The following is a 16,285-nucleotide window of genomic DNA, read 5'->3' as shown; positions in this document are numbered from 1 at the left end:
TACCTGGTGTTCCGCTGTGCCACAGGCATACAGCACAACCCCATATCTTTACTACACCCAGATTCGCCCGCGCTGACCACACGTCAGCGCCGGCAACCCCTCATGCCTGGTGACCATAGCGAGTTGGAACCACCCCTTCCCATCCCGAACAGGACCGTGAAACGACTTTGCGCCGATGATAGTGCGGACTACCCGTGTGAAAGTAGGTCATCGCCAGGCTCTTATACCCAGAACCCCCAAGCCCAAAAGCTTGGGGGTTTTGCTTTGGCAGCGGCGGAATTGCGATCCGTCATGTTGCCTGTTGTTTTCAGGGTACCGGAGCATTCCGGCGCCCCGAGGCATCTGATATGTTCTCGCTCAAGCGCTGAAAAATTCAGCACGAAGCAGTCTGCAAGACCAAAAGCCTCGGCGCCGAATAGCCAGGAACTTGGGATTTCGACGAACGGGTAAGTATCAGGGTCCGGGGGGTATCGTGGCCATGAAGTTTCGGCCAGCATTGGCTTGTTTGGTGAGCGTGGTCGCGCTTGCCGGTTGTGCATCCACGTCGGTCGTGTCGATCGATCCGTCCAAAATGGCTGCCGTTTCCGATGGAAACTGCGCGGCGTTCAAGGGGAAGGGCCTGTTGCAGGCCGCCGCATCCCCCATCCCGACTGATCCGCTCGAGCTGGCCAATCGCATCGCGAAGTCCGGCGCGGAGGCCGACGCCGACGCCGGTGGCGATGGCGAAGCGGAAACCGATCCGGCTTCGCTGCCGTTGCTGTCGCAGTTGCCACTGTTCTCGGCAGCCTCGGGTCCGATGGCCCAGCCCTCCGGCTGGCACCCGTGGACCGTCAATCGCAACAAGCTGCCCACCCGCTATTCGCTGACCGAAGATGACCGGCGCCTGGTGCTTCATGCCCAGGCCGACGCCTCGGCATCCGGCCTCTATGTGCCGCTCGTCCAGCGCGATCCGGGCACGTTGCGATGGATGTGGAAGACCAGCGACGTCATCCGTGTCGCCGACAACGCCGTCAGCCATCGCGAAGACGCGCCGCTACGGATTTTCGTGGCGTTCGACGGAGATCGGACCACGTTGTCGCTGAAAGACCAGTTGATGTACGAGATGGCGCGCATCACGACGGGGCGGGAGATGCCCTATGCCACGCTGATGTACATCTGGGCCGGCAAGCGCCCGCCCGGTACTGTCCTGAACAATCCGCACACCGACCGCGTGCGCATGATCGTCGTCGATTCCGGCACGCGGCACACCAAGGAATGGCGTTGCCACGAGCGTGACCTGCGTGCCGACTACCGCAAGGCGTTTGGCGCCGATCCGGGCAAGGTGCTCGCGGTGGGGCTGATGACCGATACCGACAACACCAAGAGTCGCGCGGAAGCGTGGTACGGCGACATCGCCATCGACTGAGCGACGGGCGCCACGCAGGGGCGGCCAGCCGGCTGTCCCGTGATCAGGCTGGCGCCAGCCACTTCTCCACCAGCTTGACGAAGAACGTCGAGCCCACCGGCAGCAGTTCGTCGTTGAAGTCGTAGCTCGGGTTGTGCAGCATGCAGGGCCCCATGCCGTGGCCAGCCTCGCGGTGCCCACCTTCGCCGTTGCCAATGAACAGGTAGCAGCCTGGCTTTTCCTGCAGCATGAACGAGAAATCCTCGGCGCCCATGGTCGGCTCGACGTTGCCGTCGACGTTCTCCGCGCCCACCAGCTCGCTGGCAATCTCCACCGCAAACGCCGCCTCGGCCGCGCTGTTGATGGTCGGCGGGTAGTTGCGGCGGAATTCGAAGTCGATGGTGCAATGGAACGCCTGCGCCACGGCCCGGGCAACCTCTTCCATGCGCCGCTCGATCAGGTCCAGCACCTCCACGGTGAACGTGCGCACGGTGCCGCCCAGCCAGGCTTCGTTCGGAACGATGTTCGTCGCGTCCCCGGCGTGGAACTGGGTGACCGAGATCACGGCCGTGTCGATCGGCCGCTTGTTGCGCGTGATGATGCCCTGCAGTGCCGACACGATCTGCGCGCCCGTGAACACCGGGTCGCAGCCATTGTGCGGCATCGCGGCGTGGGCGCCCTTGCCGCGCACGGTGATGCGGAATTCGTTGCTCGATGCCATCAGCGGGCCGGCCGTCGTGCCGAACGACCCCACCGGCATGCCGGGCCAGTTGTGCATGCCGAACACGGCGTCGCACGGAAACCGCTCGAACAGGCCATCCTTGATCATCTCGCGCGCGCCGCCGCCGCCTTCCTCGGCCGGCTGGAAGATCAGGTGCACGGTGCCGTCGAAGTTGCGGTGCTCGGCCAGGTAGCGCGCGGCGCCCAGCAGCATCGCGGTGTGGCCGTCGTGGCCGCACGCGTGCATCTTGCCGGCGTGCTGCGACCGATGGCCGAAGGTGTTGGCTTCCTGCAGCGGCAGCGCGTCCATGTCGGCGCGCAGGCCGATGGCCCGCTTGCTGCTGCCGTTGCGAATCACGCCGACCAGGCCGGTCGTGCCGAGTCCGCGATGGACCTCGATGCCCCACGATTCCAGGTTCTGCGCCACCACATCGGCGGTGCGCTGCTCCTCGAAACACAGTTCGGGATGCGCGTGGATGTCGCGTCGGATGGTGCGGATTTCGGCTTGCGCCTGCAGGATTTCGGGAATGAGCTTCATGATGCCGTTCCAGGCAAGTGGGGCGGTTGGATACCCCGATCATACGACGGCTATCGCAGAAGCGCCAAAACAAGGCGTTCCGCGCACCCGGCCGACCGCGCCCGTGCATTGCAGCATCGCGCGTGCACTGCCTGGCGGGTGGGTTTCCCCGCATGGCGGCGGGCCGGCACTGCTGGAACAGTTCATGCTTGAAGTGCCCGGCCGGTCGCGCGCCACGTTGCCCTGCACGGATGCCGCACCAAAATGCGGCCCGACGCAACGCTCCCGCGCGGCCGATCCTAAACGTCATTTCAAGTCCCACAGGGAGAATCGCGCGATGTCCCTTCGTCACGTCAAGAAGGCTGTCGGCAAGGCCGTCGGTATGGCCCTGCTGACCGGCGCCCTCGGCTTCGGCCTGGCCGCACAGGCCCAGGCGGCCGATCTGAAGATCGCCATGAGTTCGCCGCCGACCTCAATGGATCCGCATTTCTATAATCTCTTCTCGAACATCAACGTGTCCGAGCACGTGTTCGAATCGCTGATCAAGCTCGATCCGGACAGCAAGGTCGTGCCCGGCCTGGCCGAGTCCTGGAAGCTGGTGAACAACCTCACGTGGGAATTCAAGCTGCGCCGCGGCGTGAAGTGGCACGACGGCACCGAACTGACCACCGAGGACGTCGCCTGGTCGCTGGACCGCCCGGCCACGATCGTCAACAGCCCCGGCAAGTTCGACGTCTACACCAAGGCGATCATCAACAAGAAGATCATCGACAAGTACACGATCCAGCTCACCACCAACCAGCCGTACCCGTTGATGCTGAACGACCTGACGTCGGTGTTCATGGTCCAGAAGAAGGCCACGCAGGGCCTGTCCTCCGACGACTTCGCGCAGGGCAAGGGCATGATCGGCACCGGCCCGTTCAAGTTCGTCAGCTACGCGCGCGACGACCGGGTGGAACTGGTGCGCAACCCCGACTACTGGGGCGCCAAGCCGGCCTGGGACAAAGTGACGCTGCGCTTCATCCCGAACCCGGCCACGCGGCTGGCGGCGCTGCTGTCCGGCGACGTGCAGGCCATCGAGAACGTGCCGACGCCCGACCTGCCCAAAGTGCGCAATGACCCGAAGCTGTCGTTCTTCTCCAAGATCTCGCACCGCGTGATCTACCTGTACTTCGACGTCAAGCGCGACAAGTCGCCGTTCGTGACGACGAAGGAAGGCCAGCCGATGGACAAGAACCCGCTCAAGGACGCGCGCGTGCGCATCGCCATCAGCACGGCCATCAACCGCCAGGGCATCAAGGACCGGCTGATGGAAGGGCTGTCGGAGCCGACCAACAACCTCGTGCCGCCCACGCTGTTCGGCCACAACCCGCAGCTCAAGACGCTCAAGTACGACCCGGAGGCGGCCAAGAAGATGCTGGCCGACGCGGGCTACCCCAACGGCTTCGGGCTGACGCTCCACACGCCGAACAACCGCTACGTCAACGATGAGAAGATTGCCCAGACCATCGCCCAGAACCTGACGCGGATCGGCATCAATACCAAGGTGGAAGGCATGCCGATGGCCACGTACTCGTCGAAGGCGATCAAGCGAGAGTGGTCGTTCGGCCTGGTCGGCTGGGGCGCCCAGACCGGCGAGGTCAGCTCGCCGCTGCGCGCGCTGGTGGCCTGCGAGGACGCCAAGAAGGGCTTCGGCACGACCAACTGGGGCGAGTACTGCAATCCGAAGATGGACGCGGTGCTGGAAAAGGCGCTGGCGACGGTGGACGACACCGAGCGCTCCAAGCTGCTGCAGGAGGCCACGGCCATTGTCGTGCTGGACGGCGGCATCATCCCGGTCCACCATCAGGTGACCACGTGGGCCACGCAGAAGGGCATCACGTACGTGCCGCGTACCGACGAGCGCACCTACGCGCACCTGTTCAAGCCGGCCCAGTAAGCCGGCCGGGCAGGGCGGGGCCGCCAGCCGGGTGCCGGCGGCTCCGGTATGATCGCGGCCCCGGCGTCCACGCGGCGCCGGGGCGGTTTTCCCACGATGTCCCCCGTGGGCCGCGAACCCGCTGGCGGTGCGTCACGCGCGTGCCAGCGAAAGGAAAAGCGTCTGGAACATGCTGGTCTTCATCATCCGGCGACTGATGCAGAGCGTGGTCGTGCTGCTGGTCATGTCGCTGCTCGTCTTTCTTGGCGTTTTTGCGATCGGGAACCCGATCGACATCCTGATCAGCCCGCAGGCCGACCAGGAGGACATCAAACGCACCATCGCCGCCCTCGGCCTGGACAAACCGCTATGGGAGCAGTACTGGATCTTCCTGCAGAACGCCCTGCACGGAAACCTCGGTATCTCGTTCGCCCATGGCACGCCGGCGCTGCGGCTTATTTTCGAACGCATGCCGGCCACGCTGGAACTGGCGATCTGCGCCATCCTGCTGGCCATCGTGCTCGGTATCCCGCTGGGGCTGTGGGCCGGGCTGCGGCCCAACGGCGTGGCGGGCAAGACCATCATGACGGTGTCGATCCTGGGCTTCTCGCTGCCCACGTTCTGGGTCGGGCTGATGCTGATCATGGTCTTCGCGGTGCAGCTTGGCTGGCTGCCGTCGAACGGGCGCGGCGAGACGGTCCGCGTGCTCGGCGTGCCGCTGAGCTTCCTGACCGTGGACGGCATCCGCCACCTGATCCTGCCGGCCGTGACGCTGTCGCTGCTGAACATCGCCATGGTGATCCGGCTCACGCGCGCCGGCACCCAGGAGGCGATGCTGCAGGACTACGTGAAGTTCGCGCGCGCCAAGGGGCTGTCGAACACGCGCATCGTCGGCGTCCACGTTCTTAAGAATATTCTGATCCCGATCGTGACCGTGATCGCGCTCCAGTTTGGCTCGATCATCGCGTTCGCCATCGTCACGGAGTCGATCTTCGCGTGGCCCGGCATGGGCAAGCTGATCATCGACTCGATCCAGTTGCTGGACCGCCCCGTCATCGTCGCCTACCTGATGGTGATCGTGACGCTGTTTATCCTGATCAACCTGCTGGTGGACATCGTCTACAGCCTGCTCGATCCGCGCGTGCGCATCGCCGACAACAAGGGGTAAGCCATGAGCACTTCGACCCTCCCCGAGCCGGCACCGGCCCAGGCGCCCCGCGCCGTCAAGGAAGAGACCCCGCGGCGCCGCTTCGCGCGGCAGTTCTTCGCCAGCAAGCTGGCCGTGCTGGGGCTGGCCACGCTGGTGCTGATCGTGCTGATCGCGATCCTGGCGCCGTTCCTGGCCCCGCAGAACCCGTACGACCTGGCCACGCTGGACGTGCTCGACGCCCGGCTGGCCCCGGGCGAGCAGTCCGGCACCGGCATGACGTTCGTGATGGGGTCCGACGAGCAGGGCCGCGACATGCTGTCGGCCGTGATGTACGGGCTGCGCATCAGCGTCGGCGTGGGCGTGGTCAGCACGGTGATCGCGCTGCTGCTGGGCGCCACGCTCGGGCTGCTGGCCGGCTTCCTGGGCGGCCGCACCGAGGCGTTCATCATGCGCGTGGCCGACCTGCAGCTCTCGTTCCCGCCGATCCTGCTGGCGCTGATCCTGCTGGCGTTCCTGCGGCCCGGTATCGGCAACATCGTGATCGCGCTGGTGGCCGTGCAGTGGGCGTACTACGCGCGCACCACGCGCAGCGCGGCGCTGGTGGAGCGGCGCAAGGAATACATCGAGGCCGCCACCTGCCTTGGCCTGCCCCCGCGCCGTATCATGTTCCGCCACCTGCTGCCGAACTGCCTGCCGCCGCTGATCGTGATCGCCGCGCTGCAGGTGGCGTCGGCCATCACGCTGGAGGCCACGCTGTCGTTCCTGGGGCTGGGCGTGCCCGTGACGGAGCCGTCGCTGGGCATGCTGATCGCCAACGGCCAGCAGTACATGCTGTCCGGCAAGTACTGGATCAGCTTCTTCCCCGGCATCGCGCTGGTCATCACGATCGTCGCGATGAACCTCGTGGCCGACCAGTTGCGCGACGTGCTGAACCCGCGCCTGCAGACCCAATAACCCGCCAGGAGCGCCAAGATGACACAGCCCACCCTGGTCGTGGAACACCTCAAGACGCAATTCTTCACGCGTGCCGGCGTGGCGCGGGCCGTCGACGACGTCTCGTTCTCGGTCGGCCGTGGCGAGATCATGGGCCTGGTCGGCGAATCGGGCTCGGGCAAGTCGATGACCGGCTATTCGATCATGGGACTGATCGATCCGCCGGGCAAGGTCGTGGACGGCCGCATCGCCCTGACCAGCCGCGACGGCGTGACGCGCGACCTGCGCGCGCTGACGCCGGCCCAGCAGCGCGACGTGCGCGGCAACCGCATCGCCATGATCTTCCAGGACCCGATGATGACGCTGAACCCTGTGCTGCGCATCGACACCCAGATGATCGAGGCGGTGCGCGCGCACGACAACGTCAGCAAGGCCGCCGCGCGCGAACGGGCCCGCAACGCGCTGGCCCGCGTGGGTATCCCGTCGCCGGACGAGCGGCTGCTGGCCTATCCGCACCAGTTCTCGGGCGGCATGCGGCAGCGCGTGGCCATCGCCATTGCGCTGCTGAACAAGCCCGACCTGATCATCGCCGACGAACCGACCACGGCGCTGGACGTCACCATCCAGGGCCAGATCCTCTACGAGATGCAGACGCTGTGCCGCGAATCGGGCACGGCCCTGATCTGGATCACGCACGACCTGTCCGTGGTGGCCGGCCTGGCCGACAAGGTCTGCGTGATGTACGCGGGCCGCATCGTCGAATCGGGCGATGTCCGCCAGGTGCTGGAGCGCCCGGAGCATCCCTATACGCACGGGCTGATCGGCTCGGCGCCGTCGCGCAACCCGCGCGGCACGCCGCTGCGGCAGATCCCGGGCATGACGCCGTCGCTGCTGAACCTGCCGGGCGGCTGCGCGTTCCGCAACCGCTGTCCCTACGCCACCGACGTCTGCAAGACCGACCCGCCGCTCGACGTCGCGCCCGACGGCCGCCAGTTGCGCTGCTTCCACCCGGTGCACGCCCAGCAGGAGGCCGCATGAACACGCCCGTGATCGACAACCCGGCCGCCGCGCCGCTGCCCGCCGAAACGGCCACGCCGCCGGCGCCGCTGCTGGAATTGCGCGGCGTGTCCAAGCGCTTCGTCAAGACGCTGGACGTGGCAGCCAAGCTGGCCAACGTCTTCGGCGCGAAGCAGAAGATGGAAGTGGTGCACGCCGTGGACAAGGTGGACCTCGCCATCCGCACCGGCGAGGTGGTGGGGCTGGTGGGCGAATCGGGCTGCGGCAAGTCCACGCTCGGCCGCATGGCCGTGGGCCTGCATACGCTGACCGAGGGCGAGCGGTTCTGGCGCGGCACCGACCTGGACCGCCTGCCGCCCGACAAGAAGCGCGAGAAGCAGCTTGGCATCCAGATGATCTTCCAGGACCCGTACGCGTCGCTGAACCCGCGCCTGCGCGTGCTGGACATCGTCGGCGAGGCGCCCGTGGTGCACGGCATGGTCGACAAGGGCGCCCAGCAGGCCTACGTCGAGGACATGCTGGTGCGCGTGGGCATGGACCCGACCGTGCTGCGGCGCTTTCCGCACCAGTTCTCGGGCGGCCAGCGGGCCCGCATCGGCATCGCGCGGGCGCTGGCGGTCAAGCCGGAATTCCTGGTCTGCGACGAATCGGTGGCCGCGCTGGACGTGTCGATCCAGGCCCAGGTGCTGAACCTGTTCATGCGCCTGCGCGAAGAGCTGAACCTGACCTACCTGTTCATCAGCCACGACCTGGGCGTGGTCAAGCACATCAGCGACCGCGTGGTGATCATGTACCTGGGCCGCGTGGTGGAGTCCGCGCCCACCGACCAGGTGTTCGCGGCGCCCAACCATCCGTACACCCAGGCGCTGCTGGCCGAGGCGCCCAAGCTCGAAGTCGGCAAGAAAACCTACGTGGCGATCCGCGGCGAGATTCCGTCGCCGCTCCATCCCCCCACGGGCTGCCACTTCCACCCGCGCTGCCCGCACGCGATGCCCCGCTGCACCACCGAACAGCCCGCGCTGAAGGAAATCGCCCCGTTGCGGTGGTCGGCTTGCCATCTGAATGACATGGGCTAGCGAGGGACAGATTGGTTTGCTCCCCTCTCCCACAACGTGGGAGAGGGGCTGGGGGAGAGGGCATTGAGGCGCTGCTTGCCGACCACGGTCGCAATGTGAGCCGCCGGCCCTCTCCCCCGACCCCTCTCCCGCAGGCGGGAGAGGGGAGCAAACCAGCGAGGACGCGCGAACCCGCCTCTACCGAATCACCACCCCCCGCGAGTTGATGATCGTCATTTCGACGAATTTCGAGCCCACGTGGTTGTCCGGGCCGAACTGGACGATGAAGCCGCCCAGATCGACGTTGCGCATGCTTTCCAGCGCCATGACAAAGCGCTCGCGGGTCAGGTCCTTGCCGGCGCGGCGCAGGCCCTCGACGAACGCCTTGGCGGCGATGAAGCCTTCGATGCTGGCGTAGTCGAACGCGTTCTGCTTGCCGGCGGCCTGGAGCAGGCGCAGGTATTCGCGCACCACGGGCAGCGTGGCGTTGCCCGGGTGGGGCATCACCTGCGAGATGATCACGCCGCTGCCTTGCGGGCCCACTTCCTTGGCCAGCGCCTGCGTGCCGACGAACGACACGTTGTAGAACTGCCCGCTGTAGTTGCGGCGCAGCGCTTCCTTCACGAACGCGCCGGCCGTCCGGTAGGCGCTGATCAGCACCACGGCGTCGGGCTTGGCCTTCATGGCCTCCTGCATCGCGTCGCCAATCTCCACGGTGTTGCGGATCACGCTGGACTGCGCCACCAGCTTCACGCCGCTGTCCGCCGGCAGCAACTTGATCGCGTGCTCGATGCCGGCCAGCCCGGCCTTGCCGTAGCCATCATCGTTGTAGACCACGGCGATGCGCTTGAGCCCGGTGGTGCGGATCTGGCGCACGATGGCGGCCGTCTCCTCCTCGTAGCCGGCCCGCACGTGGAACACATAGCGGCTGTGCGGCTCGCGCAGCGTCTGGGCGCCCGTGAACGGCGCGAAGAACGGGATGCGTGCCTGGTTGACCAGCAGCAGCGCGGCCTGGCTGGTCGGCGTGCCCACGTAGCCGAACAGCGCAAAGACGTGGTCTTCCTCGATCAGCTTCTTCGTGTTCTTGATGGCCTCGTCGGGCTCGTAGGCGTCGTCCAGCACGCGGAGTTCGATCTTGCGGCCGAACACGCCGCCCTGGCTGTTCACGGCGTCGAAGTAGAGGCGGGCGCCGGCGTTCATCTGCTTGCCGAGCACCGCGGTGGGGCCGGACAGCGCGGCGGACTGGCCGAGCAGGATGGTGTCTGCGGTAACGCCGGACTCGCCGGCCGTGGTGTTCGCGGCAAAGGCGGCCCCGGTGGCGCCGCTGGCCGCGAGCGCGGCCGCCATCATCAGGCCGACCACGCGCCGGCGCTTGACCCCGTATGTGAAACCCATGTGAATCCCCGTCAAAAATCCGTCAAACGTTGTTGTTGCTTGTTGTTGCTACCCGCTGCTTTGTCGCAGCTTGCGGACCCCGCGCACCCCGTCCGGATCTTGTGCCGGTACGGGTGCCGGCCCGTGCCGGGCCGGACAGTGCGGGGCGGGCCCTGACTGCGCCGGCACATCATAATCGAATACAATCGGAGCCAAACAAATTCTCCCGGTCCGGAATGTTCGGCCGAGGCCACTGCGCCACAGTCGCCGTTGACAGGCGCGCCAGGCCATCCGCCCCACCATGCCCGCGCCGGGCGCCCCCACCGTCTGACTGCCTGCCGAATTCCACCATGGCCACCCGCATCGTCCGTGCCGCCTGTCCCCATGATTGCCCCGATACCTGTGCGCTGCTCGTCACCGTCGAGGACGGCCGCGCCACTAAGGTTGCCGGCGACCCGGACCATCCCACCACCGGCGGCGTGCTCTGCACCAAGGTGTCGCGCTACACCGAGCGCACCTACCACCCCGACCGCGTGCTGACGCCGCTGCGCCGCGTGGGCCGCAAGGGCGAGGGCCGGTTCGAGCCGATCTCGTGGGACGCCGCGCTCGATGAGATCGCCACCCGCCTGACCGCCATCGCCGCCCGCAACCCGGAGGCCATCGTGCCGTACAGCTACGCCGGCACGATGGGGCTGGTGCAGGGCGAAAGCATGGCCGCGCGGTTCTTCCACAAGCTCGGCGCGTCGCTGCTTGATCGCACGATCTGTGCCAATGCCGGCGCCACGGCGCTGCGCTACACCTATGGCGCGAGCGTCGGGATGGACATCGAGCACGTGGTCGACGCGAAGCTGGTGATCATCTGGGGCGGCAACCCGATCGCGTCGAACCTGCATTTCTGGACGCGCGTGCAGGAGGCCAAGCGCCGCGGCGCCACGCTGGTGGCGATCGATCCGTACCGGTCGCTGACGGCCGAGAAATGCCATCGCCACATCGCGCCGATGCCCGGCACCGACGGCGCGCTGGCGCTGGCGATGATCCACGTGCTGATCCGCGACGGCCTGCTGGACCACGACTACATCGCCCGGCACACGGTGGGCTTTGACGCGTTGCGCGAGCGGGCGATGGACTTTCCGCCGGCCACGGCCGCCGGCATCTGTGGCGTGCCGGTGGAAGACATCGAATGGCTGGCCGGCCTGTACGGCAGGATGGCCGTCACGGACCGCCAGCCGGTGGCCATCCGCCTGAACTACGGCATGCAGCGCGTGCGCGGCGGCGGCCAGGCCGTGCGCGCCGTGGCGTGCCTGCCGTCGCTGGTGGGCGCCTGGCGGCACGCGGCCGGCGGGCTGCAACTGTCGACGTCGGGCTTCTTCCCGGTGGACACCGCCGCGCTGCAGCGTCCGGACCTGCTGCCCGACTGGCCGCGCGTACCGCGCACGGTCAACATGAGCACCATCGGCGACGCGCTGCTGGACGACGGCACGCAGGGCAACGGCCCGAAGATCGAGGCCGTGGTGGTCTACAACAGCAACCCGGTGGCCGTGGCGCCGGAATCGTCGAAGGTGGCCCAGGGGTTCGGGCGCGAAGACCTGTTCACCGTGGTGCTCGAACACTTCCGCACCGATACGGCCGACTACGCCGACATCGTGCTGCCGGCCACGACCCAGCTCGAACACGTGGACGTGCACAAGACCTACGGCCACGTCTACTTCATGGCCAACAACCAGGCCGTGGCCCCGCTGGGCCAGGCGCTGCCCAACACCGAGATCTTCCGCCGCCTGGCCGCGCGGATGGGCTTCACCGACCCGTGCTTTGCCGATAGCGACGAGACCATCGCCAGCCAGGCCATCCTGCGCGGCGACGCGCGCGCCGAGGGCATCAGCTGGGAGACGCTGAAGGACAAGGGCTGGCAGCGGCTCAACATCGGCGCCGCGCCGTTCGCCAACGGCGGCTTCCCGTCGGCGTCGGGCAAGTGCGAGTTCTATTCGGAAGCGATGGCCCGCGACGGGCTCGACCCCGTGCCGGCCTACGTGCCGCCGTACGAGACCCCGGCCTCGGCGCCGGAGCTGGCCGCCCGCTACCCGCTGTCGATGATCTCTCCGCCGGCGCGCAACTTCCTCAACAGCTCGTTCGTCAACGTGGACAGCCTGCGCGCCACCGAAGGCGAACCGCACCTGGACATCCACCCGGCGGACGCCGCCGCGCGCGGCATTGCCCATGGCGACATGGTGCGCGCCTACAACGACCGCGGCAGCATGCAGGCACGCGCCCGCGTGACCGACAAGGCCCGGCAGGGGCTGGTGGTGGGGCTGTCGATCTGGTGGAAGAAGCTGGCGCCGGACGGCAAGAACGCCAACGAGCTGACCAGCCAGCGCCTGACCGACCTGGGCCGCGCGCCGGTGTTCTATGACTGCCTCGTGGAAGTGGAGGCGGTGCGCACCGGGGCCCTGGCATCATGACGCGCTGGCCGGCCCTGCGGCGCGTGGCGGCGGTCCTTGCCGGACTGGCCGTGCTGGCGCTGGCGGCCGGCTGCGACACGGTCGGCTATTACTACCAGTCGATCGGCGGCCACCTGGGCGTGATGGCGTCGGCGCAGTCGCTGGACGACGCCATCGCCACCGCCAACGGCGCCAACGACGCCCGGCTGGCCCAGCGGCTGGAACTGGCGCGCCGCATCCGCGACTACGCCTCGCGTGAACTGAAGCTGCCGGACAACGGCAGCTACCGCCGCTACGCCAACCTGCACCGGCCCTACGTGGTCTGGAGCGTGTTCGCCACGCCCGAGCTGTCGATGGACCTGCGCAAGTGGTGCTTCCCCATCGTCGGCTGCATCACCTACCGCGGCTACTACAGCCAGGACGATGCCGAACAGTACGCGCAGGGCCTGCGCCGCAGCGGCTTCGAGACCTACGTGGCCGGCATCCCCGCCTACTCGACGCTCGGCTATTTCGACGATCCGCTGCTCAACACCTTCGTCTACCAGCCCGAGGGGGAACTGGCGCGGCTGGTCTTCCACGAACTGGCGCACCAGGTGGTCTACGTGCGCAACGACACGGCGTTCAACGAGTCGTTCGCGACGGCCGTCGAGGTGGCCGGCGTGGAGCGCTGGCTGGCCCAGGAGGGCTCGGCCGACGCGCGCGCCAGCTACCGGATCTACGACGGCCGCCGCCGCCAGTTCCGCACGATGCTGCTGGGCACCCGCGACAAGCTCGTCACGCTCTACAAGTCGCCGCTGGACGACGAGGCCAAGCGCCAGGGCAAGGCGCGGATCTTCGACGAACTGCGGCAGGAGTACGCGGCGCTGAAGACCGAATGGGGCGGCTATACCGGCTACGACCGCTGGTTCGACCAGCCGCTGACCAACGCCCACCTGGCCGCCGTGGCCACGTACCAGCAATGGGTGCCGGCGTTCACGGCGCTGCTGGCGCAGTCCGGTGGCGACTGGACGCGCTTCTACGCCGCCGCGCGCCAGATCGGCGACCTGCCGCCCGCCCAGCGCGACGCCGCGCTGCGCCAGCTGGCCCCGCCGGCCACCGAGGTCACGCCGCTCACCGCGCGCGGCAGCGGCGGCGCCGGTGCCGATACGTCGAAACCCTGACACGGGAGTTTCCCGATGGTGACGCGCGGTACGCATGCGAAAATGGCGGCCATGTCTCACGCCCCCCGAAAAGCCGGCAGCCCGCCGCGCGCCGCCGAAGCCGCGTCCCTGAGCGACGACGGCCCCGCGCGTTCGCACATCGCCGAACGGCAGGAAGCGCGCCGCCGCCAGATCCTGGACACGGCCGCGCAGCTCTTCTACACCAAGGGCTACCCTGGCATGACGATGAACGACCTGTGCCGGGCGCTGGGCGTGACCAAGCCGGCCGTCTACTACTACTTCGCCGACAAGTACGAGATCTTCGACATCCTGTGCCGCGAATCGGCCCAGACCTGCTTGCCGGTGATCCGCGAGACCGCCAACCCGGCGCTGCCCGTGCGCGAGCGGCTGCACGCCTGCCTGCTGGAAATGGCACGCCGCTGCGTGCGCTGCCACGTGGCCGCCGCGCTGAGCTTTCGCGACAACCAGTACCTGAAGCCGGACACCGTGGACTGGCTCAACGCCATGGCGCGCGATTTCTACCGCGACCTGTACGGCCTGCTGGAGGAAGGGCGCGCCACCGGTGTGTTCGCGTTCGGCGACGCGCGCGTGACCGCGCATTCCATGGGCGGTGTGATCGGCTTCATGTACACCTGGCACGAGCCCGGCCGCATGGACGCCGAGGCGCTGGCCCAGGAACTGGCGCGCAACATGATGAAGCTGGTGCTGCCGCCGGCTTGACCGCGGCCAAGGTTGTGGCGATGGGCGCCGATTTTGTCAGGGTATTCCCTTGAAGCCGGCGCCGGGTGCCGCATAATCCACGATTTCTACGCTCCCGTTCGTGGAGGACTTCGTCTAACGGGTTGTCTTTACATGGGGCACGCGTTTAGCATTCCCCAAAAATCGAACGACCATTCAGAAATTCAGGAGACGGTATGGAAAAGCTGTGGCTGAAACACTATCCGGCAGGCGTACCGGCAGAGATCGACGCCAGTCAGTTCCGTTCGCTGGCCCAGTTGCTTGAGCACTCGTTCCGTACCTACGCCGACCGGCGCGCGTTCATCTGCATGGACCGCGCCATTACCTACGGCGAACTCGACCGCCTGTCGCGCCAGGTGGCGGCGTGGCTCCAGTCGCGCGGCCTGCGTCCGGGCGCGCGCGTGGCCATCATGATGCCGAACGTGCTGCAGTACCCGGTGGTGCTGGCCGCCGTGCTGCGCGCCGGCTACGTGGTGGTCAACGTCAACCCGCTGTACACGCCGCGCGAGCTGGAGCACCAGCTCAAGGACAGCGGCGCCGAGGCGATCTTCATCCTGGAAAACTTTGCCGCCACGCTGCAGGCCGTGCTGGCGGCCACGCCGGTCAAGCATGTGGTGGTGGCCAGCATGGGCGACATGCTGGGCGGGCTGAAGGGCGCCATCGTCAATTTCGTGGTGCGCAACGTCAAGAAGATGGTGCCGGCGTGGGAGCTGCCCAACTGCGTGCGCTTCAACGACGTGCTGGCCGAATCGCGCGCCATGGAACTCAAGCCGGTGGATACCGGGCCGGACGACATCGCGTTCCTGCAATACACGGGCGGCACCACGGGCGTGTCCAAGGGTGCCACGCTGCTGCACCGGAACATCGTGGCCAACGTGCTGCAGTCCGAGGCGTGGATGCAGCCGGCGCTGGCCAAGGGCGCCCATATCGACCAGGTGGTGACGATCACGGCGCTGCCGCTGTACCACATCTTCGCGCTGACGGTCTGCTGCCTGCTGGGCATGCGTAGCGGCGGGCTGAGCATCCTGATCCCGAATCCTCGCGACATCCCGGGCTTCATCAAGGAACTGCAGAAGTACAAGTTCCACATGTTCCCGGCCGTGAACACGCTCTACAACGCGCTGCTGAACCACCCGGACTTCGGCAAGATCGACTGCTCGGGCCTGCGCGTGGCCAACGGCGGCGGCATGGCCGTGCAGGAAGCGGTGGCCAAGAACTGGCTGGCCAAGACCGGCTGCCCGATCATCGAGGGCTACGGCCTGTCGGAGACGTCGCCTTCGGCCACCTGCAACCCGACCGATACGGACACGTTCTCGGGCACGATCGGGCTGCCGCTGCCGTCCACCGAGGTGTCGATCCGCGACGACGACGGCAACGAACTGCCGCTGGGCCAGCCGGGCGAGATCTGCCTGCGCGGCCCGCAGGTGATGGCCGGCTACTGGAACCGCCCGGACGAGACCGCCAAGGTCATGACGCCGGACGGCTTCTTCAAGACCGGCGACATCGGCATCATGGACGAGCGCGGCTACACGAAGATCGTCGACCGCAAGAAGGACATGATCCTGGTCTCGGGCTTCAACGTGTATCCGAACGAGGTGGAAGGCGTGGTCGCCGAATGCCCGGGCGTGCTGGAAGTGGCCGCCGTGGGCGTGCCCGACCAGCATTCGGGCGAGGTGGTCAAGCTGTTCGTCGTGAAGAAGGATCCGGCGCTGTCCGAGGCCGACGTGATCGCGTACTGCAAGGACCGCCTGACCGGCTACAAGCGTCCGAAGTACGTGGAATTCCGCACCGAACTGCCGAAGACCAACGTCGGCAAGATCCTGCGCCGCGAACTGCGCGACAGCAGGAAGGCGGCCTGATCACGGCTGCCTGACGCGCGCCTCT

Annotated in this window: 12 protein-coding genes and 1 rRNA gene; 11 read left to right on the top strand and 2 right to left on the bottom strand. The window is 67.3% G+C overall.

Translation table 11 applies throughout. The features are described from left to right. The first annotated feature begins 105 nt into the window (after window positions 1-105). Window positions 106-219, top strand: a 5S ribosomal RNA gene (gene rrf, locus QTN24_RS04145). Between the two features lie 250 nt (window positions 220-469). Further along, on the top strand, window positions 470-1,405 hold the full coding sequence (locus QTN24_RS04140; RefSeq protein WP_409558979.1) for a DUF3047 domain-containing protein: 936 nt from the start codon (window positions 470-472) through the stop codon (window positions 1,403-1,405). Between the two features lie 43 nt (window positions 1,406-1,448). On the opposite strand, the gene QTN24_RS04135 is transcribed toward QTN24_RS04140, so the two are convergent. Next, the gene (locus QTN24_RS04135; protein WP_313835370.1) at window positions 1,449-2,642 is read right to left on the bottom strand and encodes a M20 aminoacylase family protein; all 1,194 of its coding nucleotides are present in this window, start codon (window positions 2,640-2,642) and stop codon (window positions 1,449-1,451) included. Window positions 2,643-2,958: 316 nt separating this feature from the next. On the opposite strand from QTN24_RS04135, the gene QTN24_RS04130 reads away from it, so the two are divergent. The 5 genes from QTN24_RS04130 (at window position 2,959) to QTN24_RS04110 (ending at window position 8,715) form a co-directional block, all read left to right on the top strand. Next, window positions 2,959-4,560 (top strand): ABC transporter substrate-binding protein, encoded by a 1,602-nt coding sequence (locus tag QTN24_RS04130; protein WP_124683177.1) that lies wholly within the window; start codon window positions 2,959-2,961, stop codon window positions 4,558-4,560. A gap of 169 nt (window positions 4,561-4,729) precedes the next feature. Continuing rightward, window positions 4,730-5,707 carry an ABC transporter permease gene (locus QTN24_RS04125; RefSeq protein ID WP_313835369.1) on the top strand — a complete coding sequence of 326 codons (978 nt, stop codon included), beginning with the start codon at window positions 4,730-4,732 and terminating at the stop codon, window positions 5,705-5,707. A gap of 3 nt (window positions 5,708-5,710) precedes the next feature. Then, window positions 5,711-6,643 (top strand): ABC transporter permease, encoded by a 933-nt coding sequence (locus tag QTN24_RS04120; protein ID WP_124683179.1) that lies wholly within the window; start codon window positions 5,711-5,713, stop codon window positions 6,641-6,643. Between the two features lie 18 nt (window positions 6,644-6,661). Beyond that, window positions 6,662-7,660 carry an ABC transporter ATP-binding protein gene (locus QTN24_RS04115; RefSeq protein WP_313835368.1) on the top strand — a complete coding sequence of 333 codons (999 nt, stop codon included), beginning with the start codon at window positions 6,662-6,664 and terminating at the stop codon, window positions 7,658-7,660. Beyond that, the gene (locus tag QTN24_RS04110) at window positions 7,657-8,715 is read left to right on the top strand and encodes an ABC transporter ATP-binding protein (RefSeq protein ID WP_313835367.1); all 1,059 of its coding nucleotides are present in this window, start codon (window positions 7,657-7,659) and stop codon (window positions 8,713-8,715) included. Before QTN24_RS04115 ends, QTN24_RS04110 begins: the two co-directional genes overlap by 4 nt. A gap of 177 nt (window positions 8,716-8,892) precedes the next feature. Here the strand turns inward: QTN24_RS04110 and QTN24_RS04105 are convergent, their stop codons facing one another. Further along, window positions 8,893-10,089: an ABC transporter substrate-binding protein gene (locus tag QTN24_RS04105; RefSeq protein ID WP_313835366.1), complete on the bottom strand. Its 1,197-nt coding sequence runs from the start codon at window positions 10,087-10,089 to the stop codon at window positions 8,893-8,895. Window positions 10,090-10,418: 329 nt separating this feature from the next. Here QTN24_RS04105 and QTN24_RS04100 point away from each other — a divergent pair, with 329 nt between their 5' ends. The 4 genes from QTN24_RS04100 to QTN24_RS04085 all read left to right on the top strand — a co-directional run bounded on the left by QTN24_RS04100 (window position 10,419) and on the right by QTN24_RS04085 (window position 16,260). Next, window positions 10,419-12,524, top strand: coding sequence for a molybdopterin-dependent oxidoreductase (locus tag QTN24_RS04100; protein ID WP_124683183.1), 2,106 nt, complete (start codon window positions 10,419-10,421; stop codon window positions 12,522-12,524). Beyond that, complete coding sequence (locus QTN24_RS04095; protein ID WP_313835365.1) at window positions 12,521-13,663, top strand: aminopeptidase; 1,143 nt, start codon at window positions 12,521-12,523, stop codon at window positions 13,661-13,663. The genes QTN24_RS04100 and QTN24_RS04095 overlap by 4 nt, the downstream gene beginning before the upstream one ends. Window positions 13,664-13,714: 51 nt before the next feature. Next, window positions 13,715-14,383: a TetR/AcrR family transcriptional regulator gene (locus QTN24_RS04090; RefSeq protein WP_216643972.1), complete on the top strand. Its 669-nt coding sequence runs from the start codon at window positions 13,715-13,717 to the stop codon at window positions 14,381-14,383. 194 nt (window positions 14,384-14,577) lie between these two features. Continuing rightward, window positions 14,578-16,260, top strand: a complete 1,683-nt coding sequence (locus tag QTN24_RS04085; RefSeq protein WP_124683186.1) for a long-chain fatty acid--CoA ligase — start codon at window positions 14,578-14,580, stop codon at window positions 16,258-16,260. Window positions 16,261-16,285 lie beyond the last annotated feature (25 nt).

The organism is Cupriavidus sp. SZY C1 (assembly GCF_032190535.1).
Lineage (GTDB): Bacteria > Pseudomonadota > Gammaproteobacteria > Burkholderiales > Burkholderiaceae > Cupriavidus > Cupriavidus pauculus_C.
The sequence above is the reverse complement of the archived record's forward strand: the minus strand, read 5'-3'. Positions and strand labels throughout refer to the sequence as shown.